This is a genomic window from Streptomyces sp. NBC_00028, assembly GCF_045041065.1.
Classification (GTDB): Bacteria; Actinomycetota; Actinomycetes; order Streptomycetales; family Streptomycetaceae; genus Streptomyces.
Genome location: NZ_CP108293.1, coordinates 1,070,675 through 1,093,853, shown reverse-complemented (window position 1 = coordinate 1,093,853; position 23,179 = coordinate 1,070,675). Strand labels below are relative to the sequence as shown.

General features: G+C 71.2%; 24 protein-coding genes. 10 read left to right on the top strand and 14 right to left on the bottom strand.

Annotation, left to right across the window (positions count from 1 at the left end; all coding sequences use genetic code 11):
* Window positions 1–10: 10 nt before the first annotated feature.
* On the bottom strand, window positions 11–1,279 hold the full coding sequence (locus tag OG885_RS04850) for a streptophobe family protein (RefSeq protein ID WP_405726522.1): 1,269 nt from the start codon (window positions 1,277–1,279) through the stop codon (window positions 11–13).
* A gap of 162 nt (window positions 1,280–1,441) precedes the next feature.
* Between OG885_RS04850 and OG885_RS04845 the strand changes: the two genes are divergently transcribed.
* Together OG885_RS04845 and OG885_RS04840 are read left to right on the top strand one after the other, a co-directional pair.
* Complete coding sequence (locus OG885_RS04845; protein ID WP_405726519.1) at window positions 1,442–2,665, top strand: DUF6777 domain-containing protein; 1,224 nt, start codon at window positions 1,442–1,444, stop codon at window positions 2,663–2,665.
* Window positions 2,666–2,761: 96 nt separating this feature from the next.
* Window positions 2,762–3,229: an ATP-binding protein gene (locus tag OG885_RS04840; protein ID WP_405726516.1), complete on the top strand. Its 468-nt coding sequence runs from the start codon at window positions 2,762–2,764 to the stop codon at window positions 3,227–3,229.
* Between the two features lie 51 nt (window positions 3,230–3,280).
* On the opposite strand, the gene OG885_RS04835 is transcribed toward OG885_RS04840, so the two are convergent.
* Window positions 3,281–4,168 carry an RNA polymerase sigma factor SigF gene (locus OG885_RS04835; protein WP_399954982.1) on the bottom strand — a complete coding sequence of 296 codons (888 nt, stop codon included), beginning with the start codon at window positions 4,166–4,168 and terminating at the stop codon, window positions 3,281–3,283.
* A 178-nt stretch (window positions 4,169–4,346) separates the two neighbouring features.
* A complete protein-coding gene (locus OG885_RS04830; protein WP_405726513.1) occupies window positions 4,347–5,129 on the bottom strand; it encodes a class I SAM-dependent methyltransferase in 783 nt (260 codons plus the stop codon).
* A gap of 83 nt (window positions 5,130–5,212) precedes the next feature.
* Here OG885_RS04830 and OG885_RS04825 point away from each other — a divergent pair, with 83 nt between their 5' ends.
* Window positions 5,213–5,599: a helix-turn-helix domain-containing protein gene (locus tag OG885_RS04825; protein ID WP_405726510.1), complete on the top strand. Its 387-nt coding sequence runs from the start codon at window positions 5,213–5,215 to the stop codon at window positions 5,597–5,599.
* Between the two features lie 111 nt (window positions 5,600–5,710).
* Here OG885_RS04825 and OG885_RS04820 read toward each other — a convergent pair whose 3' ends face one another.
* From OG885_RS04820 to OG885_RS04810, 3 genes are all read right to left on the bottom strand, one after another.
* On the bottom strand, window positions 5,711–6,313 hold the full coding sequence (locus tag OG885_RS04820; protein ID WP_329332074.1) for an ATP-dependent Clp protease proteolytic subunit: 603 nt from the start codon (window positions 6,311–6,313) through the stop codon (window positions 5,711–5,713).
* 1 nt (window position 6,314) lies between these two features.
* Window positions 6,315–6,953, bottom strand: a complete 639-nt coding sequence (locus tag OG885_RS04815) for a ClpP family protease (RefSeq protein ID WP_399954993.1) — start codon at window positions 6,951–6,953, stop codon at window positions 6,315–6,317.
* A 376-nt stretch (window positions 6,954–7,329) separates the two neighbouring features.
* Window positions 7,330–7,623, bottom strand: a complete 294-nt coding sequence (locus OG885_RS04810) for an epoxide hydrolase N-terminal domain-containing protein (protein ID WP_405726505.1) — start codon at window positions 7,621–7,623, stop codon at window positions 7,330–7,332.
* Window positions 7,624–7,729: 106 nt separating this feature from the next.
* On the opposite strand from OG885_RS04810, the gene OG885_RS04805 reads away from it, so the two are divergent.
* On the top strand, window positions 7,730–8,212 hold the full coding sequence (locus OG885_RS04805; RefSeq protein ID WP_405726502.1) for a VOC family protein: 483 nt from the start codon (window positions 7,730–7,732) through the stop codon (window positions 8,210–8,212).
* Between the two features lie 3 nt (window positions 8,213–8,215).
* Here OG885_RS04805 and OG885_RS04800 read toward each other — a convergent pair whose 3' ends face one another.
* The 3 genes from OG885_RS04800 to OG885_RS04790 form a co-directional block, all read right to left on the bottom strand.
* Entirely contained in the window at window positions 8,216–9,109 is an 894-nt protein-coding gene (locus tag OG885_RS04800) for an SGNH/GDSL hydrolase family protein (protein WP_405726499.1), read from the bottom strand.
* 90 nt (window positions 9,110–9,199) lie between these two features.
* Window positions 9,200–10,861, bottom strand: coding sequence for an ATP-binding protein (locus OG885_RS04795; RefSeq protein WP_405726496.1), 1,662 nt, complete (start codon window positions 10,859–10,861; stop codon window positions 9,200–9,202).
* 21 nt (window positions 10,862–10,882) lie between these two features.
* A complete protein-coding gene (locus OG885_RS04790) occupies window positions 10,883–11,557 on the bottom strand; it encodes a response regulator transcription factor (protein ID WP_405726493.1) in 675 nt (224 codons plus the stop codon).
* A gap of 234 nt (window positions 11,558–11,791) precedes the next feature.
* Here OG885_RS04790 and OG885_RS04785 point away from each other — a divergent pair, with 234 nt between their 5' ends.
* The gene (locus tag OG885_RS04785; protein WP_405726490.1) at window positions 11,792–12,235 is read left to right on the top strand and encodes an STAS domain-containing protein; all 444 of its coding nucleotides are present in this window, start codon (window positions 11,792–11,794) and stop codon (window positions 12,233–12,235) included.
* On the opposite strand, the gene OG885_RS04780 is transcribed toward OG885_RS04785, so the two are convergent.
* The gene (locus tag OG885_RS04780; protein ID WP_405726487.1) at window positions 12,187–13,203 is read right to left on the bottom strand and encodes a LacI family DNA-binding transcriptional regulator; all 1,017 of its coding nucleotides are present in this window, start codon (window positions 13,201–13,203) and stop codon (window positions 12,187–12,189) included. The two genes, OG885_RS04785 and OG885_RS04780, sit on opposite strands and share 49 nt — an antisense overlap.
* Before the next feature lie 64 nt (window positions 13,204–13,267).
* The gene (locus OG885_RS04775; RefSeq protein WP_405726484.1) at window positions 13,268–14,758 is read right to left on the bottom strand and encodes an alpha-N-arabinofuranosidase; all 1,491 of its coding nucleotides are present in this window, start codon (window positions 14,756–14,758) and stop codon (window positions 13,268–13,270) included.
* 215 nt (window positions 14,759–14,973) lie between these two features.
* Here OG885_RS04775 and OG885_RS04770 point away from each other — a divergent pair, with 215 nt between their 5' ends.
* The gene (locus OG885_RS04770) at window positions 14,974–15,768 is read left to right on the top strand and encodes a VOC family protein (RefSeq protein WP_405726481.1); all 795 of its coding nucleotides are present in this window, start codon (window positions 14,974–14,976) and stop codon (window positions 15,766–15,768) included.
* An 80-nt stretch (window positions 15,769–15,848) separates the two neighbouring features.
* Window positions 15,849–16,556 carry a ribonuclease H gene (locus OG885_RS04765; protein ID WP_405726478.1) on the top strand — a complete coding sequence of 236 codons (708 nt, stop codon included), beginning with the start codon at window positions 15,849–15,851 and terminating at the stop codon, window positions 16,554–16,556.
* On the opposite strand, the gene OG885_RS04760 is transcribed toward OG885_RS04765, so the two are convergent.
* A complete protein-coding gene (locus OG885_RS04760) occupies window positions 16,557–17,381 on the bottom strand; it encodes a tyrosinase family protein (RefSeq protein WP_405726475.1) in 825 nt (274 codons plus the stop codon). It lies immediately after the preceding gene.
* A gap of 31 nt (window positions 17,382–17,412) precedes the next feature.
* Window positions 17,413–17,778 (bottom strand): tyrosinase cofactor, encoded by a 366-nt coding sequence (locus OG885_RS04755; protein WP_405726472.1) that lies wholly within the window; start codon window positions 17,776–17,778, stop codon window positions 17,413–17,415.
* A 307-nt stretch (window positions 17,779–18,085) separates the two neighbouring features.
* Between OG885_RS04755 and OG885_RS04750 the strand changes: the two genes are divergently transcribed.
* From OG885_RS04750 to OG885_RS04740, 3 genes are all read left to right on the top strand, one after another.
* Window positions 18,086–19,306 (top strand): FAD-dependent monooxygenase, encoded by a 1,221-nt coding sequence (locus OG885_RS04750; RefSeq protein WP_405726469.1) that lies wholly within the window; start codon window positions 18,086–18,088, stop codon window positions 19,304–19,306.
* 87 nt (window positions 19,307–19,393) lie between these two features.
* The gene (locus OG885_RS04745) at window positions 19,394–20,848 is read left to right on the top strand and encodes an MFS transporter (RefSeq protein WP_405726466.1); all 1,455 of its coding nucleotides are present in this window, start codon (window positions 19,394–19,396) and stop codon (window positions 20,846–20,848) included.
* Window positions 20,845–21,438 (top strand): TetR family transcriptional regulator, encoded by a 594-nt coding sequence (locus tag OG885_RS04740; RefSeq protein WP_405726463.1) that lies wholly within the window; start codon window positions 20,845–20,847, stop codon window positions 21,436–21,438. Before OG885_RS04745 ends, OG885_RS04740 begins: the two co-directional genes overlap by 4 nt.
* On the opposite strand, the gene OG885_RS04735 is transcribed toward OG885_RS04740, so the two are convergent.
* Window positions 21,435–23,114 (bottom strand): cholesterol oxidase substrate-binding domain-containing protein, encoded by a 1,680-nt coding sequence (locus OG885_RS04735; protein ID WP_405726460.1) that lies wholly within the window; start codon window positions 23,112–23,114, stop codon window positions 21,435–21,437. The two genes, OG885_RS04740 and OG885_RS04735, sit on opposite strands and share 4 nt — an antisense overlap.
* Between the last annotated feature and the right edge of the window lie 65 nt (window positions 23,115–23,179).

Below are 23,179 nucleotides of genomic sequence, written 5' to 3'. Positions count from 1 at the left end.
CTCGTTCGGATCAGCGCGACTCCGCCTGGTCCTGCCGTCGCACCGGGCGCGCCAGCAGGGCGCCCAGGAAGCCCGCGGCCAGACCCCACAGTGCGGCGAGGCCGACGGCGGTCCACAGGTGCGCCTTCAGCAGGAGTTCGCCGTTCAGATCGCCGCCGAGGTCGCCGATGCCGAGGACCGAGAGGCCGTAGTGGGCGGAGATGCGGCCGACGAGACAGATCATCAGGACCGTCAGGGCGAGGGCCACCGCCATGTGCAGGGCGTGCTGCCAGGCACGCGTCCGCGCCGGGGAACGCGCCGCCATCACGAACCCGGCGGCGAGCACCAGTACCGCGTCGACGGCCACCAGCCACCACACCCTGCCGTCGTACTCGGCGAGGGTGGAGAGGTTCAGCGTGGCGGTGTCCTTGGAGCGCAGCACCTCGTCGAGGACGTGGGGCATCGGCAGCCCGAAGGGGCCCTCCACGCGGCCGTCCCAGGTGGCGCCGAGGCCGAGCGTGAACGTCAGCCAGACCAGGTTCGGCAGGCCGAGCAGGATCACCGCCAGCGTCTCCACCGGGTAGTCGCCCGTCACCGCCACGACCAGCCCGATGACGGTGCCCAGGACTACGAAGGCGAGCAGCAGCACGACCATCGCGTACGCCGCCGGCCGTACCGACGCCTGGAAGCGCAGCAGCCGGCCCGGCAGCGGAGCCCCGCGCGAGAACAGCAGCGCCAGCACCAGCACACCGGCCAGCCAGAGCAGACCGAAGACCAGCGTGAGCGGCATGTCCGTCGTGAAGCCGACCTTCGGTGTGACGCCGAACAGGTTGCCGAGGTCCGACAGCGCGCTCTCGCCGAGGGAGAGCGTGAAGGTCTGGCGGGCTCCTAGGGCGAGAGCTACCAGGGCGGCCAGCCACAGCACGGCGACCCGCGCCGCCCAGCCCGTCAGCTCCGCGGCGCTCGCGACCGCCCGGTGCCGCAGAGGCCGTAGGAAGAGAGCGGCGATGACGAGGGCGCCGGCCAGGGTGACCGACAGCGGGATCACGGTGAGCCCGGCCTGGGTGTCGGCCAGGCCCCCGGCGTTCCCGGAGAGCTCGATCGTGCCGCCCACCGCCGTGACGACCGTCGCCGCCACGACCCGCGGGAACGCTCCGTCGGGCAGGTCCGTCGCCCCGGCCGCCCACAGCCCCAGCGCGGCGGTCACGCCCATCGCGAGCAGTCCGGACAGCACGGTCACGGCTGCCTGGACCCAGCCGTGCGGGGCAACGGCCTGGTCGGAGCGGGTTCTCGGGCTCACCCTGCCCACGCTAAGCAGCGCCCGGGGACCCTGCCCGCCGGGAGAGCCGTCCGCGTCGGCTTGCGAGCCGCACCGGACCGGAGCACACAATGGAAACCATCCTGGACAAAAGCGGCGTGAACGCAGGAAGCCGCTGAAGTGCCACGTCGGGAAGAAGGGCTCGTGAGCTCCGAACCTCCGTCCTCCGGCCGGCCCACCGGACCGCCCTCGGGTCCGCTGTCGGGTCCCTCCCAGCCGCCCTCGGGGCCGCCGTCGCAGCCACCGGGCAGCACCGGGGGAGCGCCCCCGCCGGAGCCCCACCGCCCCTGGTGGCGGTCCGTGTCGCGGGTGGCCGTGCTCGCGACCGCGGTCGTGGCGGCCGTGGTGGTGGCGCTCGTCCTGACCCGCTCCGACGGCGGCGGCTCCGGCAAGGACGGCGAGGTCTTCCTCCAGGCCGCGTCCAAGACCGGCCCCGACCCCTTCACCGAGTCGACGGCGACCGACAGCTCCGCCCCGCCCGTCTCCGCCTCCCCGGCCGGCGAGTCCACCGCGGCCAACGCGGTACGGGGCGTCGACGGCGGAGCGCCCGGCCTCTACGGCGGCACCCGCAACGTCTCCAGCTGCGATGTGGAGGCCCAGATCAAGGCCCTCCAGGCGGCCCCCGCGAAGAACAGGGCCTTCGCCTCCGTGGTCGGGGTCCAGCCGTCCGGCGTGCCCGCCTATCTGCGGGCGCTCACCCCCGTGCAACTGCGCATGGACACCCGCGTCACCAACCACGGCTACCGCGACGGCGCCGCCACCAGCTATCAGGCCGTCCTCCAGACCGGCACCGCCGTCCTCGTCGACGGCCATGGCGTGCCCCGCGTCCGCTGCGCCTGCGGCAACCCGCTCGCCCCGCCGGTCGCCCAGCGCAGCACCCCCGAGCCGACGGGCGACTCCTGGCCGGCGTACCGCCCCTCGAACGTCGTCGTGGTCACTCCGTCGGTCACGGTCATCAACGTCTTCGTGATCTACGACCCCGACGACGACCAGTGGATCGCCCGCCGCCGTGGCGACACGGGCCACAAGGACCAGCACGCCGATCCGCCGGCGCACCCCTCGCCGTCCGTGACCATGACGACGCCGAGTCCTCCGACGTCGCCACCGACCACGCCGTCCTCCCCGGAGCCGTGTGTCTCCACGGACACCGCGACACCCACCGACACCCCGACCGGCACGCCCACCGACTCGGCGACGCCGTGTCCCCCGACGTCCGCGAGCCCGTCCTCGCCCCCGCCGAACATCGAGCCGCTGGTCCCCGAACCGCAGACGGAACCGGGGACGACCCAGGAGGACACGCCGCAGGACGAGTCCTCCTCCGACACCTCCGCACCGAATGCCGCGGACGTGACGTCGCCGCCGGTGTGACCGACACGACCCGTTATGGGGACTGCGGCGCGCGGCTCGGGGTACGAGCACTGGTGCAGCAGCGTCCGGCGAGGCCGGCTTTCGAGAGAGAAACGCATGATCGAACACCTGGACGGGGCAGTGATATCGACTGGTTTCGACGTGCCCGTGGACCCCTTGCGCCGGGCGGCCCACTACACCGGCGAACCGGGGTGCATCGCCGAGGCCCGCCATTTCGCCGCCCACTTCCTCGACCAGCTCAGGACCGAGTGGTGCGCCGAGATCGGTGCCCGGGTCGACGACGAGGTGCTCCTGGTGGTGAGCGAGCTGGTCACCAACGCGGACCGGCACAGCAACGGCCCGTACATCCTGGACCTGGAGGGCACGGACGACGTCGTGACCGTCTCCGTCTACGACAGCAGTGCCGCGCTGCCGCTGCGCTTCCCGAAGGACCCGGAAAGGGTCGGCCGGCACGGTCTGGAGATCGTGCACGCGCTGGCGACGGAGGTCACCGCGGAGCGCGTGCCGGTCGGCAAGCGGGTCAGCGCGGTGCTGCGACTCGGCGACGGGCCCGGTGAGGGGTGATCGCCGGAACGGTCGTCCCGGCGATCACCCCTCACCTCCGCCGCACGTTCCTCAGGCGCAGCCCAGCTCGCCCAGCATGCCCTCGCGCAGTCGCCCGATGATCCGCTTGATCAGCCGGGACACATGCATCTGGGAGCAGCCCAGCTGTTCGCCGATCTCGGCCTGTGTGGCCTCCTCCACGAACCGCAGATGGATGATCTGCCGGTCCCGGTCGCTGAGCTCCGCCATCAGCGGCGCGAGCGACTGGAAGTCCTCGACCAGCCGCAGCCCGTACTCCTCGACACCGATGAAGTCGGCCAGCACCGACTCGCCGTGCTCGGGGCCGTCGCCGGTCAGGGCGGCGTCCAGCGAGGAGGAGTTGTAGCCGTTGGAGGCGATCTGGCCCTCGACGACCTCGCTCTCGGAGATGTTCATCAAGGTGGCGAGTTCGGCCACCGTCGGCTCCCGGTCCAGCCTGCTCGCCAGCTCCTCGCGCGCCTTGGCCAGCTCCACCCGCAGCTCCTGCAGCCGCCGCGGCACGTGCACCGCCCAGGTGGTGTCCCGGAAGAAGCGCTTGATCTCACCCACGATGTACGGCAGCGCGAAGGACGTGAACTCGACCTCCCGCGCGAGCTCGAACCGGTCGATGGCCTTGATCAGGCCGATCATGCCGGTCTGGACGATGTCCTCCATGTCGTCCCCGCGACCGCGGAAACGCCCGGCGGCGAACCGCACCAGGGACATGTTCATCTCGATCAGAGTGTTGCGCGCGTACTGGTATTCGTGTGTGCCTTCCTCGACCTCCGTCAGGCGCTGGAAGAACTGGCGGGACAGCTCCCGCGCGTCGCGCGGAGCGACGCTCCGCGGGTCCACGACCCCCGGCAGCGGTCCGTCACCCGTGCTGGTCCCAGCGGTCCCCTCGATGAGCTGTGCCTGCGACCCGGTCACGGCGGTGTCCATGTCCTCTCCCACGTCATGATGTGACCGGCGGGCGACCCGCCGGTTCTCGTTCTGCGCGTACCCCTGGTGGGAGAACGCATGCATGTGAGGGGCGCCGGGACTCAGAAAAGTGGAGAGGAGAGGGCGTGTGGCGTGCGAAGCGGGCCAGAGCCTGTGATGCAGGTCACATATCGACCGGTCATGTCCCGGTGCGCGTTGCCGTGATCAGGTCGTGGAGATAGCGCTTGGTGACACGGCCCTCGTACCGGATCTCGATCAGCCCGCGGATGCAGTCCAGCAGCCCCCTCCGGAGGTCCTCGCGCAGCGCGCGGTGGCCCGAGTAGGTGAGCAGGACGTCGATGTACTCGTCGGCGGTGTACGTGATGTCCTGCCGGAAGCGGGTCACGGTGACGTCCTCGAAGTCCGGGGAGTCCTCCCATTCGCGGGTCTCGGAGGGGATCTCCTCCTCCGGCAGGAGCCGCAGGCCCGGCGGGGTGGCCGGGTCCCAGCGTTCGTAGCAGCGCTGCGCCTCGGCGAAGAAGTCGACCGTGCCGCCCGCGACATGCTCCGACCCGAAGACCGCCACCCGGCCTCCGGCGCGCAGCGCCCGGGCCGCCTTGGCCACTCGCACCGCCGGGTCGATCCAGTGCCAGGCGGTCGCGCTGACCACGAGGTCGAAGGGCTCCTCGGGCAGCGGCCAGCTCTCGAAGTCCGCGACCTGCACGTCGACGTGCGGGAACCCTCGCAACCCGCGCCGGGCCACGGCGGCCAGGTCGGGCCCCAGTTCCACACCCGTGAGCCGGCAGCCCGACTCCGCGAGGGGACGGGTGAGCCGGCCCGTCCCCGGCCCCACCTCCAGGACCCGGCGACCGGGACCGAGGTCGGCCAGTACTGTCAACTCGGCGATCAGATCAGGGGGATAGTGCGGACGCACCCGGTCGTACAGCTCCGCCGCCTCGTTGAACGTCTCCCGCAGCTCCATGCCCCTGCCCTCCACAGCCGGAATTCACCCAGGGCAGAATGCTGATCCCTTCCCATGGCGTCCAACGCTTTTAGGCTGAGAAGGTGACCGAACCAGCGCCGAACCGAGCCCGCGTCATCCCTCTGCGCCCGGCCGCCGCCCGCCCGGCCGCCGCGCCGCCGCCCAAGGAACCCCTGTGGCGGGACCTGGTCGGCGACGTGCTGCGGCGTGAACGGCTCGCCCAGGAGCGGACGTTGAAGGACGTCGCCGACGCGGCCCGGATCTCCATGCCCTACCTCTCCGAGGTGGAGCGGGGCCGCAAGGAAGCCTCGTCGGAGGTCCTCGCGGCCGCCGCCCAGGCCCTCGGCCTCGGCCTCGGCGACCTGCTGGGCCGCGCCCAGGGCGAGCTGCTCCGGATCACCAGCCGGACCTCCGCGGGCAGTCGCCGGGCGACGACCTCCTCGTACGACGGACTCTGCCTGGCCGCCTGAGTCGCACCCGGCGCCTGAGGGCCTGTCCGCCGGATCCTGTCGCAGACGCGGGCTCACCGGCGCCATATGAAGTGCTGCGGCTTTCCTGCGACCTGATCCGCCGGACAGGCCCTACACCGTCACGAGGCGCCGGCTCAACACCTCGTCGGCCAGGCCGTACGCGACGGCCTCCTGCGCGGTGAAGAACTTGTCGCGGTCCATGTCGGCGCGCAGGGTCGCGATGTCGTGGTGGGTGTGCCGGGCGAGCACCTCCTCCACCTGGGCGCGAATCCGGATCATCTCCTTGGCCTGGAGCGCGAGGTCGGAGATCATGCCCCGGCTGCCGCCGCTGGCCGGCTGGCCGAGCAGCACGCGCGCGTGCTCCAGCACGATCCGGCGTCCGGGATCCCCGCCGGCGAGAAGCACGGCCGCGGTGGAGGCCGCCTGGCCGACGCAGACCGTCGAGATCGGGGCCTGCACATAGGTCATCGCGTCGTAGATCGCCATGAGCGAGGTGAACGAGCCGCCGGGGGAGTTGATGTAGATCGAGATCTCGTGGTCCGGTGCCGAGGACTCCAGGTGGAGGAGTTGCGCGATCACGACGTTGGCGACGCCGTCGTCGATCTCGGTGCCGAGGAAGATGATCCGCTCCGACAGCAGCCGGCTGAACACATCGGAGGAGCGCTCGCCGTGCGCGGTGCGCTCGACGACGTACGGAATCGTGTAGTTCCCCATGTCACAGCCCCATCCGTCGCTTCGAGGCGGCCGGGCGGACGTCCGCGAGGGACTCCAGGACCCGGTCCACCATGCCGTACTCCCTGGCCTCCTCGGCCGTGAACCAGCGGTCCCGGTCGCCGTCGTGGGCGATCGTCTCCGGGGTCTGGCCGGTGTTCTCGGCGAGCAGCCGCTCCATGGTCCGCTTGCTGTGGTCCAGGTTCTCCGCCTGGATCGCGATGTCGGCCGCGGTGCCGCCGATGCCGGCCGACCCCTGGTGCATCATGATCCGCGCGTTGGGCAGGGCGTACCGCTTGCCGGGCGCGCCGGCGCAGAGCAGGAACTGCCCCATGCTCGCCGCGAATCCCATGGCGAGGGTCGACACGTCGTTCGGGATCAGCCGCATCGTGTCGTAGATGGCGAGACCCGCGTACACCGAGCCGCCGGGGCTGTTGATGTACAGACTGATGTCGGTGCGCGGGTCCTCGGCCGACAGGATCAGCAGCTGCGAGCAGACGCGGTTGGCGGAGACCTCGTCGACCTGGCTGCCGAGCAGGACGATCCGCTGCCCGAGCAACTGGGCGGCCAGATCGTCGTCGAACCGGGAGGGCGGGGTGTCGCCCTCCTCGGCCCGCGGCAGGAGCGGGGTGAGTGGAGTCATCGGTTCGCCTCCGTGCGGAGTGGTCGGGGATGCCGTCGACTTCACTCTCACCCCGACCGGCCGCCGGTAGGCGGTTTCTCTGCCCGTGGCAGATTCGCCACGGGCAGAGAAACCGATGAAGGCGCTCTGACCAGGCCTTTTCGTGCAACTGCCGGAAGAACGCGCGGACATCCTCGACCAACAGCTCCGGCACTTGCAGGGCCTCGGCCGGGAAGACGGCCACCGCGGTGGGTGCTGTGGACGGCTCGGTGGGGCGCGTCGCCCGCTCGCCCTGGGAGTGGGCGTTCTCGTAGTAGATACGGGCGGCCGAACCGGCCGTTCCGGTCGGGGCGTAGGCCAGGGTCTGCGGCCTCGCCGCCGTGGGCCGTGGGATCGGTCAACGGGCCGACCCATCGAGGAATTCGGCGATCGAACCCGGCCAGCCGTGCGTGACGACGAGCGGGGTGGCGGCCGGCTCGGGGGAGCGGACATGGGCGAAGTGCACGGTCGTGCCGTCGATGACCGTCGTGAACTGCGGCCACTCGTTGAGCCGCGCCTCAGCGGGTGCGGTCCAGGGCCTGTCCGGCGGATCAGGTCGGCGGGCGTGGAGGTCGTCGAGGTCGCTCTGCGGGATGGCGATGCGGTAGGGCCGGATGCCGTCGGTGCCGTGGTCCGTGGGAGCGGACGGCATGGTGCGGAGGGTAGGCCGGACGGGGCAGTCAGGCGTACGGCCGATGAGTTTCGCGGCATGGATCAGTCCACACCCACGACAGCGATCCACGCCCCAGGAGGTACTCATGGCAACCGACGGTTTCACCACGTGTCTCTGGTTCGACGGCCAGGCCGAGGAGGCCGCCCACTACTACGTCTCGATCTTCAAGAACTCCAGCATCGGCTCGGTCGCCCGGGTCAACGAGGCCGGCATGGGCGAGCCCGGTTCCGTGATGGCCGTGGACTTCACGGCCAACGGCCACAAGTTCGTCGCGCTGAACGGCGGACCGCAGTTCAAGTTCACCGAGGCGGTCTCCTTCCAGCTCTTCTGCGAGGACCAGGAGGAGATCGACTACTACTGGGCCAAGCTCACCGAGAACGGCGGCGAGCCCGGCCCCTGCGGCTGGCTCAAGGACAAGTACGGCGTGTCCTGGCAGATCGTCCCGGACAACCTGATCGCCATGGTCAGCGACCCGGACCCGGTGAAGGCGACCCGGGTGACCAAGGCGTTCATGGCGATGGGCAAGTTCGACAAGGCCGAGCTGGAGCGGGTCTACGCGGGCGAGTGAGCGTCAGCCGGCCGGGGTCCGGGAGATCACCCGGGTGATCTCCCGGGCGATGCGCAGGATGCCGGGCGAGCGGACCGGGCAGGGCTTCGGCGTGGACGTCGTGGGCGCCAGACAGAAGTGCAGATAGTCCTTGTCGAGGTGCAGGGCGGTCCGGTCCCGGCCCGGCTCGGTGCAGTAGTCGGGGTGCTCGCGCTCGTAGGCGTCGCACGGCAGGTACTGGACCCAGCTGTAGCGGGCCCCGGCCGCGCTCACCCGGGCCCCCGCGTCCGCGACGACGTCTCCGGAGGCGGCGGCCTGCTGCGCGTACAGCTCGTTCACGCGACGGACCCGGTCGGGGGTGATCGGGTCCGGCCCCTGCGCCACCCACACGATCCGCGGCCGTGCGGCGCCGCCCGCGGCGGCGATCTGCTCGGTCAGCCGGGCCATGTCGGCCCGGTACCGCTTGTAGTACGTGGCCGGGTCGTCGGCGTGGGTGATGCCGTCCATGCACCAGGTGTAACCCCACGCGTTGCCCCAGAACTGGAGCACCACGTAGTCCGGACGCAGCGAGCGCACCAGCGCCGCCGCCTTGTCGCCGTCCGGTACGAGGGACTTCGCGCCGGTGCCCTCCAGGTAGTCGCAGACCGTCGTCCCCGAGTACGGCCGGCTCGTGTAGTCGGCCCGCAGCTCCCGGCGCAGTTGCTGACCGAGCACCCGCTGCGCCTCCATCGCGAGAGAGTCCCCGAGATAGAGGACCTTCGGCGCCCTGGCCGGAGTGCCGGCACTGGCCGCGGCGCGTTGGTGGGTGGTGCCCGCGGTGACCGAGGGCGGCGGCGTCTCCGGCCCCGACTCCGGGTCCCCGCACGCGCCGAGCAGCGCTCCGGCCAGCAGTAACCCCACGATCCACGGCTTGCGCATGCGGCAACTCCCGCCCCGGACACCGTAAACGGCTCACCAGGCAAGCACAGCCCGGCGCAAGGGGGAAGACGTACACCGGTCGGGACAGGGCTACGCGGGGTCGTAGCGCTCCAGCAGGTCGAGGAGGTCGTTCAGCGGCAGCGGCTTGGCCAGATGCGCGTCGAAGCCCGCCGTACGGGACTGGGCGCGGTCGGTGCCCTGGCTGAATCCGGACACCGCGATCAGCCGCAGCCCGTCGCCGTGCGGCCGGGCCCGGATCGTGCGGGCGACCGTGTAGCCGTCGACGTCGGGCAGGCCCAGGTCGCACAGGACGACGTCGAAGAGGCTGTCCTCGGTGGCGGTGAGCGCGTCGGTGCCCGTGTGCACGGCGGTGACGTGGTGGCCCTGACGCTGGAGCAGGGTGCGGTAGGTCTGGGCCAGGTCGGTGTTGTCCTCCACGATCAGGATCGACAGCTGACGCCGGGCCGGGCGGACGATCACGGGCCGGGCGGGTTCCGGTGCCGTGGGGTCCGCGACGGGCAGCAGCACCGTGAACGCGGCACCCCGGCCCGGCCCTTCGCTGTGCGCGCCGATCGTGCCCCCGTGCAGCTCCACCACCGTCCGGGCCACCGCCAGACCGAGGCCGAGGCCCTCCGGGGTGTCCGGACCGGCCGGCGCCGCCCGCATGAAGACACCGAACAGATCCTCGGCCTGGGCGGGGGCGAAGCCGATGCCGTCGTCCCGGACGGTGAGCCGGGCCTGTCCGTCCGCCTCACGCAGGGCCACCTCGGTGCGACCGCCCGGCGACGTGTACTTGAGCGCGTTCGACAACAGGTTCGTCAGCACCTGCGCCAGCCGCAGCCGGTCGCCGTCCACGACCACCGGCTCCCGTGGCACACCCACGTCGAGCTTGCGGCCCTCGTGCCCGAACAGACCCCGGATGTCGGCGCACGCGCTCTCGACGACGGACCGCACGTCCACCCGCTCACGCACCAGCTCAAGCCGCCCGGTGAGCGCCCGCGTGCCGTCGAGGAGGTCGTTGCTCATCCGCACCAGGGTGCCCAGCTGACGCTCCAGCACGGACAGCGCCGGATGGCCGTCGGGCAGGTCGAGCGCCAGCAGTTCCGTGGCCGCCATGGCCGCGGCGAGCGGGTTGCGCAGCTCGTGCGAGAGCGTGGCGATGAACCGGTCCTTGGCCTGCTGCTCCTCACGCAGCCGGCGTCCCGCAGCGTCGAGTTCGGCGTTGGCGCGCAGCAGCTGGTCGTTGACCTCGCGGATCTCCTGGGCCCGTACGAACAGGTCGATCTCCATGCCCTCGGCCCGCATCTGCGCCTCGGCGGCCACCCGCCGCTGCTCCCGTCCCACCCGGCGCACATGCACGAACTCGGTGACGTCCTCGACCCGGTGGATGACATGGGTGACCCGCCCGTCCGCGTCGAGGACGGGTGTGTTCACCGGGCTCCAGTACTTCTCGTCGAACCCGCCCTCCTCACCCGTGGGGATGTCGTACCGCTGGAGCGCCATGGTGTCGGTACGGCCCGTCGCCACCACCGTCTCCAGCGAGCGCCGCAGATTGGCCACGCCGTCGGCCGAGGGGTCGTCCGGGTTGTCGGGGAACACCTCGAAGATCCGCTGCCCGACGATGGCACGCTCGGTGCGGGTGGCCGTGAGGTAGGCGCGGTTGACCTCGACGATCGTGAAGTCGGGCGTGAGGATCAGCAGCGGGGACAGGGCGGCGTCGAACAGGCGCCGGAAGTCCGGGGTCTCGGTCATGGCGCGCTCCGGGGGGATCGCTCAGGGGTCCAGTCGATAGCCGTAGCCGCGGACCGTCGTGATCCGCGGGGCGGGCACGGGCAGCCTGGCGAGCTTGCCGCGCAGCCGGTAGACGTGCTCGACGACGGTGGCGGGCTGCTGCCAGGCCGCGCCCCAGACGCGCTCCAGGAGCTGCTCCGCCGAGAACACCCGGCCGGGCGCGGCGGCCAGCATCTCCAGCAGCGCGTACTCCTTCGGCCGCAGGGCCAGCACGAAGCCGTCGCAGGAGGCCTGGCGGGCGGCCGTGTCGATGAGCAGCGGGCCGATCCTGAGCGCGGTCGGCGCCTGCGGCGGCTGCGAGCGGCGCAGCACGGCCCGGATACGGGCCACCAGCTCCCGTTGCGAGAACGGCTTGACCAGATAGTCGTCGGCACCGATCTCCAGGCCCGCCACCCGGTCCGCCTCCGCGCCCCGGCCGGTGATCACGATGACGGGGAGCCGGCTGGTGGAACGCAGCGCCCGCAGCAGCTCCAGACCGCTGCCGTCGGGAAGGCCCAGGTCGAGCACGGCGAGGTCGATGCCGCCCTCGTACAGGGCCGCCTTGCCGACCCGGGCGTCCATGGCCCAGGTGACGGTGAAACCGGCCCGCTCCAGATAGGAACGGCACATCAGTGCGAAGTCGGAGTCGTCCTCGATCAAGGCGAGGTGCGGACGCATGCCGCATCACCTGGCCCAACTGCCGTCCGCTCGTTGTGACACCGGTGAGCGGGCGTTGATGCCCCGACCATGTGGCGAAGGTAGAACAGTAAAGGCCCACGGTTCAAGGGGGAGCCACACAGGGGGAGTTCCGGCGCGGGTGCTCGCGGTGCGGGGATGACGAGTCACCGCGGGCGCCCGCGCCGGAACATGTCGCCCGGCGGGCGCCACCGGTAGGGAACGAGGACGAACGGCTTGCACCACCACACACCGGAGCCGGTCGGCCCGGCGTACTGCTCCCCGGCCGGGGAGCACACGCTCCTGAAGGACACGAACGGCCTGCTCATCGCCGAACTCCGCGGTGACATGGACCTCGCCACCGCAGGCGGACTACGCCTGTGGCTGGACTCCGTGGCGCGGCTGGACGCCCCCGGCCACGTCGTCGACCTGCGCCCGGTCTCCTTCATCGACTCCACGGGCCTGAGCGTGCTGCTCCGCTTCCGCGGCCGGATCCTCGCCGCGGAACGCGGGTTCGCCCTGCTGTGTGACGCCGGTCAACGCAGGGTTCTGCGGGCGCACGGCACGCTGGACGTGCTGGATCCGGCGGCCACGCTCGGCGATGCCCTGACGAGGGCGGAGGCCTGTGGACGTCAGGCCGGGCCGCCGCCCGTGGACTCCCGTGCCACCACCGAGAAGTGACTGACGAACTCCTCCGGCTCCGGCCCGGGCGCGGTCCGCTCGATCCGCCGGACCAGGAGTCCGACGGCCCGTTCCGCCATCGCGTCGTGGTTCGGATCGACGGTGGACAGGGACGGCACCAGAAACGCGCTCCCGGTGACGTTGTCGAAGCCGATCACCCTGACCTGCTCCGGCACCCGGACCCCGGCGTCGGCCAGCCCGCGCAGCACCCCCATGGCCACGGTGTCGGTCACACAGAACACCCCGTCGAAGGCGAGCCCGCCCTCCACCATCTCCCGGGCACAGCGCGCCCCTTCGGCCAGGGAGAAGGCCGCCAGGCGGCGTTGCAGAGCCGGGTCCCGGACCAGACCCGCCTCCTCAAGTGCCTGCCGGTACCCGCTGTGGCGCAGGCTCGACACGTCGACCTCCGCACCGACCGCGCCCCCCAGGAACGCGATGCGCCGACAGCCCCGTTCGACGAGGTGCAGGGTGGCGGCCCGGGAGGCGTCGACATTGGGCATGGCGACGTGGTCCACCGGGCCGCCGAAGATCCGCTCGCCGAGGATGACCACCGGGTGGTCCATGGTCAGCCACTCGGTGTCCCGCGGCCCCATGCCCACCGTGCTGAGGATGAGCCCGTCGTAGAGACGGTTGCGGGACAGGGCCAGCGCCTCGAGTTCGCTCTCCCGCAGGGCGTACGTCTGCTCGATGGCGACCCGCAGACCGTGCGGCGCGGCCGCGGCGATGATGGCCGCCGCAAGCCGGCCGTAGTACGGGCTGTCCACCTCCGGGACGGCCAGGCCGATGGTGCCCGTACGGCCCTTGCGGAGGTTGCGGGCGGAGACGTTGACGCGGTAGTCGAGGCGGACCATGGCCTTGAGGACCTTCTCCCGCGTCGCCTCACTCACCTTGGAGTGACCGTTGATGACATTGGACACCGTCATCGCCGACACGCCGGCCGCCCGCGCCACGTCCTGCATGGTCGCCATGGTCACCCCCTGTTCCGCGCCGCCCGGTTCCTCGGAACCATTACACCCCGGCCGGGGGAGCGGTTCAGGCCAGCCGGCCCTCGACGGTGACGAACGAGTGCGGCGGCAGGGTGAGCACGAGCCCCCGGTCGGTCGCCTTGAGATCGTCGAAGGGGCGCGGGGCGACCGTCTCCGCCGTGCCGGGGGCGTTGTGGTCCTGGAGCCGGCCGGCGGTGAGCACCCGGGCGACCGGATCGCCGATACGGCCCCCGCGCAGGTCGAGCGTCATCCGTGCCGGCTCCTCCGCGTCGAGGTTGGACAGCGAGATGAGCACCGTGCCGTCCTTGACGCTGGCGGAGGCGGAGAACAGGTCCAACTGCTCGCCCTTCAGGTGGACGGTGAGTGAAGTGGCGTCCTGGTGGCCCTTGTTCATCTCGAACACGTGGTAGGTCGGGGTCAGGACCAGGGCGTCGCCGTCGGTGAGGATCATCGCCTGGAGGACGTTGACGGTCTGCGCGATGTTGGCCATGTGCAGACGGGCCGCGTGCTTGTGGAAGATGTCGAAGTGGGTGGAGGCGACGAGGGCGTCGCGCAGGGTGTTCTGCTGGAACAGGAACCCGGGGTTGGTGCCCGGCTCGACATCCCACCAGGTGCCCCACTCGTCCAGCACCAGACCGACCGTGCGGCCGGGGTCGTAGACGTCCATGACGGTGGAGTGGCCGGTGAGGATCCGGTCGATGTTCCGGGCCGCCGCGATCGTCCGGTAGTAGTCGTCGGTGTCGAAGTCGGTGGCGCTGCCCTTCGCCTCCCAGGGGCCGGCCAGCGTGTAGTAGTGCACGGACAGGCCCTGGAAGTAGTTCTTCGGGGTGGCCTCGCAGCCGAAGCAGCTGATCTGCTGCATCAGCGTCTCGGTCCACTTGTAGTCGGCGTCGGAGGCGCCCGAGGCGATCCGGTACAGCTTGTTGTCGCCGTGGTCACGGCAGTAGGTGGCGTACTGGCGGGCCAGGTCGGCGGAGTACTCGGCGCGCATGTTGCCGCCGCAGCCCCAGGTCTCGTTGCCGATGCCCCAGAACTTCACCCGCCACGGCTCCTGGCGCCCGTTGGCCTTGCGCAACCTGACCATCGGGCTGTCGCCGGCGCGGGTGAGGTACTCCACCCACTCGCTCATCTCCTGCACGGTGCCGGAGCCGACGTTGCCGTTGATGTAGGGCTCCGCGCCCAGGAGTTCGCACAGGGCCATGAACTCGTGCGTGCCGAAGTGGTTGTTCTCCTCGACGTCGCCCCAGTGCGTGTTGACCATGGTCGGCCGCTGCTCGCGCGGGCCGATGCCGTCCTTCCAGTGGTACTCGTCGGCGAAACACCCGCCCGGCCAGCGCAGATTGGGAATGTTCAGGGCGCGCAGCGCCTCGACCACATCGAGGCGGATGCCGCCCTCGTTCGGGGTCGGCGAGTCCTCCCCGACCCAGAAACCGCCGTAGATGCAGCGGCCGAGATGCTCGGCGAAGTGACCGTAGAGATGGCGGCTGATCGTCGGACCCTCGATGTCGAGGTTGATGACCGCGGTGCTGTCTGACACTGGGGCGCTCCAGGACGAGGTTCGGCTGGTCAGATTTATCGTTAAACCTGCCATGGGTTTATCGTTAAACCCGTCGCTAAAGCTCGCCCACCCGGACGGTCTGAGTCAAGAGGTCGGGTCTCGGAGCGGGAACCACCGTTCGGCGCGCGCCCGGGCGGACACGTGGCTAGCGTGAGAAACCGGACCACCCACCCGAATCGGAGAGGGCCGCCACCATGGCCGTGCAACCTGAGGGAACCCCCTGTTGGGCCGACGCGATGTTCAGCGACGTGGAGGGCGCCAAGACCTTCTACGGCGACGTCCTCGGCTGGACCTTCGGCGAGTCGTCGTCGGAGTACGGCAACTACACGCAGGCCTACGCGGACGGCAAGGCGGTCGCGGCCGTCGTCCCGCCGATGCCCGGACAGGAGGGGCACTCGCAGTGGTGCCTGTACTTCGCCAGCCCGGACGCGGCGGCCACCGCGGCCAAGATCCGCGACAACGGCGGCGAGGTCCTGATGGAGCCCATGGCGGTCGGTGACTTCGGCACCATGTGCCTGGCCCGGGACCCGGGCGGCGCCGTCTTCGGTGTGTGGCAGGCCGGTGTCCACGAGGGCTTCGAGGCCGTCGGCACCCCCGGTGCGTACGCCTGGGCGGAGATCTTCACGCGGGATCCCGAGAAGGTGGACGCGTTCTTCCCGGCCGTCTTCCCGTACTCCAGGAAGCGGATGGAGGACGACTCGATGGACTTCGGCATGTTCGACGTGGGCGAGAACACGGTCGTCGGCCGGATGAGGATGACGGAGGAGTTCCCGCCGGAGGTCCCCTCGTACATCAACGTCTACTTCGCGGTCGCCGACTGCGACGACGCCGTCGCCAAGGCCACCAAGCTGGGAGGCACCCTGCGCTTCGGCCCGGTGAACAGCCCCTTCGGCCGGTTCGCCGCCCTCAGCGACCCGCAGGGCGCGAGCTTCTCGGTCATCGACATGTCGACGACCGAGGGCGAGATGCCGAAGATCAGCGAGGTGTGACGGCCGAGGGCGCCCGGCGCTGAGAACCCGGTGACCGTGTGCCTGAAACCCGGTGACCGTGTGCCTGAGCCGACCGTGGCATGATCGGTCCCATGCGTGAACGTGTGGTGGCCGCGTGCGACGGTGCATCGAAGGGAAACCCCGGACCGGCCGGCTGGGCCTGGGTCGTCGCCGACGAGACGGAGACCCCGGCCCGCTGGGAGGCGGGGCCGCTCGGCCGGGCCACCAACAACGTCGCGGAACTCACCGCGCTGGAACGCCTGTTGACCGCGGTCGCCCCGGACGTGCCGCTGGAGATCCGGATGGACTCCCAGTACGCCATGAAGGCCGTCACCACCTGGCTCCCCGGCTGGAAGCGCAACGGCTGGAAGACGTCCGCGGGCAAGCCGGTCGCCAACCAGGAACTGGTCGTGCGCATCGACGAACTCCTCGACGGCCGCACCGTCGACTTTCGTTACGTCCCCGCCCACCAGGTCGACGGCGACCGGCTCAACGACTTCGCCGACCGCGCCGCCAGCCAGGCGGCCACGATCCAGGAGCCCGCGGGCAGCGACCACGGCTCGCCCGAGCCGCCGCCCTCGCCCGACACCCCGAAGGCCTCCCGCCCCGCCAAGGCCAAGTCGCCCCGGCGAAGCGGCGGTTCGTCCTCGTCCTCGTCCTCGTCCCGCACGATCAAGGCGAAGTTCCCCGGCCGCTGCATGTGCGGCCGTCCCTACGCGGCGGGCGCGGACATCGCCAAGAACGACCAGGGCTGGGGCCACCCGGAGTGCCGTACGGCAGGGGCCTGATCAGTCGGTGTCGAAGGTGTAGTGCGCCCGGTGGTCCAGCAGGTCCGCCGGGCGTACGTCGTTCCAGGGCTTCATCGTCTCGCTGAGATCGACCACGTCCGGTGTCCCGGCGGTCGGCAGATACCCCGAGTCGGGGTGCCGGCGCTGCCACTCGGCCCACAGCTTGTCCACGTAGGCGTGGTGCAGCCAGAACACCGGGTCGTTGGGGGAGACGCCGGTCGCCATCTGGCCGCCGACCCAGACATGGACCCGGTTGTGCAGATTGACCCCGCGCCAGCCCTCCAGGTGGTTGCGGAAGCCGTCCGACGCGCTGTTCCAGGGCGCCATGTCGTACGTCGCCATCGCCAGGACGGAGTCGACCTCGGCCCGGGTCGGCAGCTCGCGCACGGCGGTGCCGAGCGAGCGGCGCAGGAACGTACGGCCGTCCACCCGCACGGATATCGGCCAGTTGCCCGCCGAGGCGGCGAACGGGCCGTCCGTCACCTGGCCGTCGCGGCTGCGGCCGGTGCCGCCGAGGAAGTCCGGCGCCCACAGTGCGGCACGCGGGGAGCGGTCGACGGACCAGTCCCAGTACGGCAGCGCGACCGAGGCGTCCACCGACTGCAGGGCCCGCTCGAACTCGAGCAGGTATCTGCGGTGCCAGGGCAGGAACGAGGGCGAACGATGGCCCGTACGTTCGCTGTTGTCGGTGTCGGACATGATGAACGCGTTGTGCGTGGCGACGAAGGCGTCGTAGCGGCCGCTGCGCTTCAGCTCCAGGACGGCGGCGACGAACCGCTGCCTCTCCTCGGCGGACAGGCTCGCCTGGTTCTTGCGGACGGTCATGTGCGGTACTCCAAAGCGGTGACGGGAAAGGTCAGTTGGCCGGGGACGCCGGGAAGGGAAGGAGCGCCGCGCCCTGCAGCTCGTCGACCGCGGCGCGTGCGGCGGCCTTCGGCGTGGGGACCGGGTCGTAGTGGCTGACGACGCTGATCCAGCTGCCGTCGGCGTTCCGCATCAGGTGCAGCTCGACTCCGTCGATGAACACCGCGTAGCCGGCGCCGTGGTGATGACCGCCCCCCGCGGCCGGCCGGCCCTGGATCCGGCGGCCCTTGTAGACCTCGTCGAAGGTGTCGGGGGAGTGGTGGTCGTGGGCTGCGGCCTGCGGGGCGACGGCGACGGCGACGGTGGCGGCGACGGCGGCCGCGGCGGCGAGGGCGTGACGCCGGGTCGGTTCGGGCACAGGGGTCGTCCTTTCGGAGAGGGGTGCTGGGTGACCCCGTATGCCTATCGGTGCCGAAGGGGCGACTGCGACCGGTTGGCTATGATCCGGACAATTACTGATATCTGGTGCAAGGTTGAACGAAGATGATCTTGCTGTGGAGGGGGGATCCCGAGCCCCGGAGGGGGAAATTCCGCCGCGTACCCCCGGCCTCGCGGTGATCTTTTGCGGGGTGGCGCCTCGCCGGTGACCTGCCTCACCCGCGGAAGCTGACGCAAACCCCTGCTACCCTGCGTCGTCAAATGACCGCTCTGAGTGATTCCCAGGGGTGCGCGTGAAGGTCGCCTGTGTCGGAGGCGGGCCCGCCGGCCTGTATCTGTCGATCCTGCTCAAGCTGCAGGACCCGTCCCACGACATCACCGTCTACGAGCGCAATCCCGAGGGCTCGACCTACGGCTGGGGCGTCACCTACTGGCGCGGACTGCTCGACAAGCTGCACGCCCTCGACCCCGAGTCGGCCCGCGCCGTCGAGGAGCACTCCGTGCGCTGGAACCACGGTGTCGCCCACGTCCGTGACCTGGCCACCCGTCAGGACGGCGACGAGGGCCACGGCATCGGCCGGCACCGTCTCCTCGAACTCCTCGCCGCCCGCGCCCGCTCGCTCGGCGTCCGCCTGGAGTTCGAGCACGGCATCACCCCGGAGAACGTGCCCGACGCCGACCTGGTCGTGGCGGGCGACGGCGTCCACAGCGCGCTGCGCACCGCACACGCCGACCGCTTCGGCACGGAGGCGAGTGCCGGCCGCAATCACTACATCTGGCTCGGCACCACCAAGGTCTTCGACGCCTTCACCTTCGCCTTCGTCGAGACCGACCACGGCTGGATCTGGTGCTACGGCTACGGATTCGGCCCCGACCGCAGCACCTGCGTCATCGAATGCGCCCCCGAGACCTGGACCGGCCTCGGCCTCGACCGGGCCGACGAGGGCGACGGGCTGGCGCTGCTGGAGAAGCTCTTCGCCGACATCCTGGACGGCCACGCCCTCATCGGCCGCTCCTCGGCCGACGGCAGCGCCCAGTGGCTGAACTTCCGCACCCTGACCAACCGCACCTGGTCCCACGGCAACCTCGTGCTCATGGGCGACGCCGCCCACACCACGCACTACTCCATCGGCGCGGGTACGACCCTCGCCCTGGAGGACGCCATGGCCCTGGCGGACGCCCTGCGTGAGCACTCCGCGCTCCCCGAGGCCCTCGCCCGGTACGAACAGCGGCGCAAGGCCGAGCTGCTCTCGGTCCAGAGCGCCGCCCGCTACAGCGCCCAGTGGTACGAGAACCTGACGCGCTACATCGACCTGCCCCCGCAGCAGATGTTCGCCCTGCTCGGCCAGCGTCACTCGCCCCTGCTGCCCTACGTCCCGCCGCAGCTCTACTACCGGCTCGACCGGGCGGCCGGTCGCCTCGACGCCCTGCGCCGGATCAAGCGCTGGCTGGGGCCGAAGATCGCACGGAACGTCCACGCACGGGCCCTGGACTCCCGCAAGCACTGAGCGACCGCCGGGAAATCCACTAGGTGAATGGCTATTCACCCACTATGGTGAATAGCCATTCACCCTTTTTTCATGCCTGGAGTGCCGATGGACGCACCCGCCCCGATACCCCGCCCGCTCCGGGACCGCCTGACCGTCCCGGTGCTGGCCTTCGGCGGGATCCTCATGGCCGTCATGCAGACCGTGGTCGTCCCCCTGCTGCCCGACCTGCCACGGCTGACCGGCGCCTCACCCGGCGCCGTCTCCTGGATGGTCACCGCCACCCTGCTCTCCGGAGCCGTGCTCACCCCGGTCCTGGGCCGGGCCGGGGACATGTACGGCAAACGCCGCGTCCTCATGGCGGCGCTCGCGCTGATGGCCCTCGGCTCGGTGCTGTGCGCCCTGTCCTCCGACATCCGGGTGCTCATCGCCGCCCGCGCCCTGTCCGGCGCCGCCTCCGCCGTCGTACCGCTGTCCATCAGCATCCTGCGCGACGAGCTGCCGCCGGAGCGCCGGGGGAGCGCGGTGGCGCTGATGAGCTCGACCGTGGGCATCGGTGCCGCGCTGGGGCTCCCGCTCGCGGCCGTGATCGTGCAGTACGCGAACTGGCACACCATGTTCTGGGTGACCGCGGTTCTGGGCGCCGCCGGAGTCGGCTCCGTGTGGTGGGCGGTGCGGGAGTCGCCGGTGCGCGAGCCGGGGCGGTTCGACGTGCCCGGCACGCTGGGGCTGGCCGCCGGGCTGGTGTGTCTGCTGCTCGGGGTCTCGCAGGGCGGGCAGTGGGGGTGGGGCAGCACGCGGATCGTCGGACTGTTCACGGCGGCCGTTCTCGTGCTGGCCGTGTGGTGGTGGCAGCAGCTGCGGGCCGAACGGCCGCTGGTCGACCTGCGGTTGGTGTCCCGCCCGCGGGTCGGTCTCTCGCATGTGGCCGCGCTGCTGACCGGCTTCGCGTTCTACGCCAACTCGCTCGTCACGGCCCAACTGGTGCAGGCGCCCGAGGCCACCGGCTACGGGCTCGGCCTCTCGATCGTGCAGACCGGCCTGGTGCTGCTGCCGGGCGGCTTCATCATGCTGCTGTTCTCGCCCCTGTCCGCCCGTATCTCGGCGTCCCGCGGCCCACGTATCACCCTGGCGCTGGGCGCCGCGGTCATCGCGGTGGGGTACGCGGTGCGGATCGCCGACAGCCACGACCTGTGGATGATCATGGTGGGTGCGGCGGTCGTGGGCACCGGCACCACCCTGGCGTACTCGGCGCTGCCGACCCTCATCCTGCACGCCGTCCCGGCCGGACAGACCGCGTCCGCGGGCGGCGTCAACGTCCTGATGCGCACGATCGGACAGGCCGTGTCGAGCGCCGTCGTCGCCGCGGTCCTGCTCCGGCACACCAGCCCCGTCGGCGGCCTCCCCGTGCCCACCCTGCACGGATATCTGCTCGCCTTCGGCATCGCGGGAGCCATCGCCCTGGCGGCCGGCGCCACCGCGCTCTGCATCCCGGGCGACCCGGACCAGGGCGGGACCCGGCGGGCCCGGGGGGCGAAGAAGGAGGTGTTGGAGGGAGCATGAGAGCCGTGAGCACCCCACCCCCCGTCTCCGACCCCACGCCCGCACGCCGGGACGCCGAGGCCACCAGGGCGGCGATCCTGAAATCGGCCCGCTACCTCCTGGCCCGGCACGCCCACACCGACATCACCCTCAAGGACGTCGCCGAACGCGCCGGGGTCAGCCCGCCGTTGATCCTCAAGTACTTCGGCAACAAGGACGCCCTCTTCGCCCGCGTCATGTCCTTCGAGGCCGACGCGGAGGCGCTGCTGGACGCTCCGCTGGAGGAGCTCGGCCGCCACATGGTCCGGCATGTGCTGGTGAGCCAGACCGAACGCGGCACCGACCCCCTGCTGCGCATCACCTTCGCGCGCCTGCACGACGATCAGGGCGACATCCTGCGCGCCAACTTCCGCACCCAGGTGACCGAGCGCCTCGCCGAGCGCCTCACCGGCCCCGACGCGGGACTGCGCGCCGAACTGGCCGTCGGTACGCTGCTGGGTCTCGGGGTGATGTTCGGCATCGCCCGCGGCCCGCACCTCAGGGCGAGCGCGGTCGACGACCTCGTCGACCGCTACGCACCCGTGGTGCAGGCCCAGTTGGCCGGTCCCTAGCCGAACAGCCGGTCCAGGAACGCGTTCCCGAACACCCGGTGCGGATCCAGCCGGTCCAGGATCCCCGACGCCTGCTCCCACGCCCCGTCCCCGAGCGACGCCGGCACCACCGTGCCCAGCACTTCGTCGTCGTCCCACACCGCGTCCTCGGTATAGGCCCAGCCCTTGGACCACTCCACGCGCGTCAGGGCGTCCGTGCCGTCGTAGCGGTCCAGCAGGAAGCGCTCCAGCTCACGCAGGAACTTCTCCGCGTACGGCGTCCCCGGCAGCGTCAGCACGTCCAGCCAGACGGCGGTGTCCCATTCGGGGTGCTCGGCGTCGGGGCGCAGCGCGGAGAGCAACGGGGCCTGGGCGCCGTCGAGTTCGGCCTCCGCCGGGTGGTCGAGGCCCGTCACGCGGATCTCCATCGAGCCGTTGACCGGGAAGCGGCCGAGTGCGGCGTACGCCGCGACCCGCTCCCGGTAGAAGTCGGTGAACTCGGAGACGACCCGCTGCACCTGGGCCCTGCTGGTGAGGACCGCGTAGCCGTTGGCGTTGATCCGCAGGGTCGTGGGCTTGATGTAGAGCAGGGTGTTCTTCGACGGCCCCCAGATGTCCGCGGACAGCGTGGTCACCAGCCCCAGCGCCGCCGCGTCGGCCTGCGCGTTGCCGAGCACCGGCGCCAGATACCAGGCCGCGTCCGCGACCATCCGCCCGGCGAGATCCGCCACCAGCGTCGGGACGTTGTCGGAGAACGGATAGTTGTACGGCGCGGTCACGCGCCGCGAGGTGAGCGGTTTCGTCGGCTCGACGCTCCAGACCTTGAACCAGGGGAACTCCGTGAAGGCGAACCAGATCGCCTCCACTCGCCCCGCCTCGTCCAGGTGGCTCGCGAGGGTGCGTCCGTCGCCGCCCGGCGCGGCGAACAGCTCCGCGGCCGGGATGTCCGTACGGCTCACGCACCGCAGATTGCTGTTCGCGCCCACCCGCAGCACCACCTCGGTGACCAGGGCCCGTCCGAGGTGGGTCAGCAGCGCGGCGGCGTCGGCCTCGTCGCGCTCGAAGGTCCGCAGCACATACGCGCCGCTGCCCTCGTCCCACACCACCGCCGTCACCGACAGCACCCGGTTGCTGAGCGAGCCGTACGTCTGCCCCGGCAGCCGCTCCTCGCCCCGCGCCGGCACGGCACTGCCGTGCGCGTCGATCGCCAGGGCGCCGCCGAGGGTGAGGTCGCCGGGGGCGGGAGCCGCGGTGAGCCCGAGGCCATGCCCCTCCAGGAAGGTCAGGAGGGACTCCATCGAGACGCCCGCACCGGCCCGCACGGCGTTCACCGCGTCGAGGGACGTGTCGGTCAGATGGGCGGTCGTGTCGACCAGGAGCACCGGCGCGTCCGAGGAGGTGCCCTCGGTGATCGTCAGCGGTGACCAGCCGTGCGAGAACCCGCGGGCACGGACCCGCCAGCCGTTGCGCCAGGCCCAGTTGACGGCGGCGACCGCCTGCTCGCCGTCGGTCGGTGCGCAGGCCCACAGGCCGACGGCGGTGATCTCGCCCACCCAGTTCCGGTAGGCCGAGCGGTAGAGGGCGACGTCGTCCGGAAAGCCCGGCAACTCCTGGGCGGCGACGGCCGGGTCGGCCGGCACCAGGGTCAGGGCGGCGGCGCTGAGGAGGAAGCTTCTGCGGGTCCAGTGGTGGGTCACGGGGTCAAGCTAGGGATCTGCTTGACAGAGAGCGCTTGTCCGTCGAGCCCTTTCACTCTTGCGAG

Bases quoted from the DNA above. Each gene is read 5' to 3' on its own strand.
- OG885_RS04770 (WP_405726481.1), top strand. From the start codon at position 14,974: ATGGCCGTGCAACCTGAGGGAACCCCCTGTTGGGCCGACGCGATGTTC.
- OG885_RS04760 (WP_405726475.1), bottom strand. From the start codon at position 17,381: ATGACCGTCCGCAAGAACCAGGCGAGCCTGTCCGCCGAGGAGAGGCAG.
- OG885_RS04815 (WP_399954993.1), bottom strand. From the start codon at position 6,953: ATGACTCCACTCACCCCGCTCCTGCCGCGGGCCGAGGAGGGCGACACC.
- OG885_RS04830 (WP_405726513.1), bottom strand. From the start codon at position 5,129: ATGGAGCTGCGGGAGACGTTCAACGAGGCGGCGGAGCTGTACGACCGG.
- OG885_RS04820 (WP_329332074.1), bottom strand. From the start codon at position 6,313: ATGGGGAACTACACGATTCCGTACGTCGTCGAGCGCACCGCGCACGGC.
- OG885_RS04790 (WP_405726493.1), bottom strand. From the start codon at position 11,557: ATGCGTCCGCACCTCGCCTTGATCGAGGACGACTCCGACTTCGCACTG.
- OG885_RS04740 (WP_405726463.1), top strand. From the start codon at position 20,845: ATGAGAGCCGTGAGCACCCCACCCCCCGTCTCCGACCCCACGCCCGCA.
- OG885_RS04810 (WP_405726505.1), bottom strand. From the start codon at position 7,623: ATGCCGTCCGCTCCCACGGACCACGGCACCGACGGCATCCGGCCCTAC.
- OG885_RS04765 (WP_405726478.1), top strand. From the start codon at position 15,849: ATGATCGGTCCCATGCGTGAACGTGTGGTGGCCGCGTGCGACGGTGCA.
- OG885_RS04805 (WP_405726502.1), top strand. From the start codon at position 7,730: ATGGCAACCGACGGTTTCACCACGTGTCTCTGGTTCGACGGCCAGGCC.
- OG885_RS04745 (WP_405726466.1), top strand. From the start codon at position 19,394: ATGGACGCACCCGCCCCGATACCCCGCCCGCTCCGGGACCGCCTGACC.
- OG885_RS04840 (WP_405726516.1), top strand. From the start codon at position 2,762: ATGATCGAACACCTGGACGGGGCAGTGATATCGACTGGTTTCGACGTG.
- OG885_RS04795 (WP_405726496.1), bottom strand. From the start codon at position 10,861: ATGACCGAGACCCCGGACTTCCGGCGCCTGTTCGACGCCGCCCTGTCC.
- OG885_RS04780 (WP_405726487.1), bottom strand. From the start codon at position 13,203: ATGGCGACCATGCAGGACGTGGCGCGGGCGGCCGGCGTGTCGGCGATG.
- OG885_RS04800 (WP_405726499.1), bottom strand. From the start codon at position 9,109: ATGCGCAAGCCGTGGATCGTGGGGTTACTGCTGGCCGGAGCGCTGCTC.
- OG885_RS04835 (WP_399954982.1), bottom strand. From the start codon at position 4,168: ATGGACACCGCCGTGACCGGGTCGCAGGCACAGCTCATCGAGGGGACC.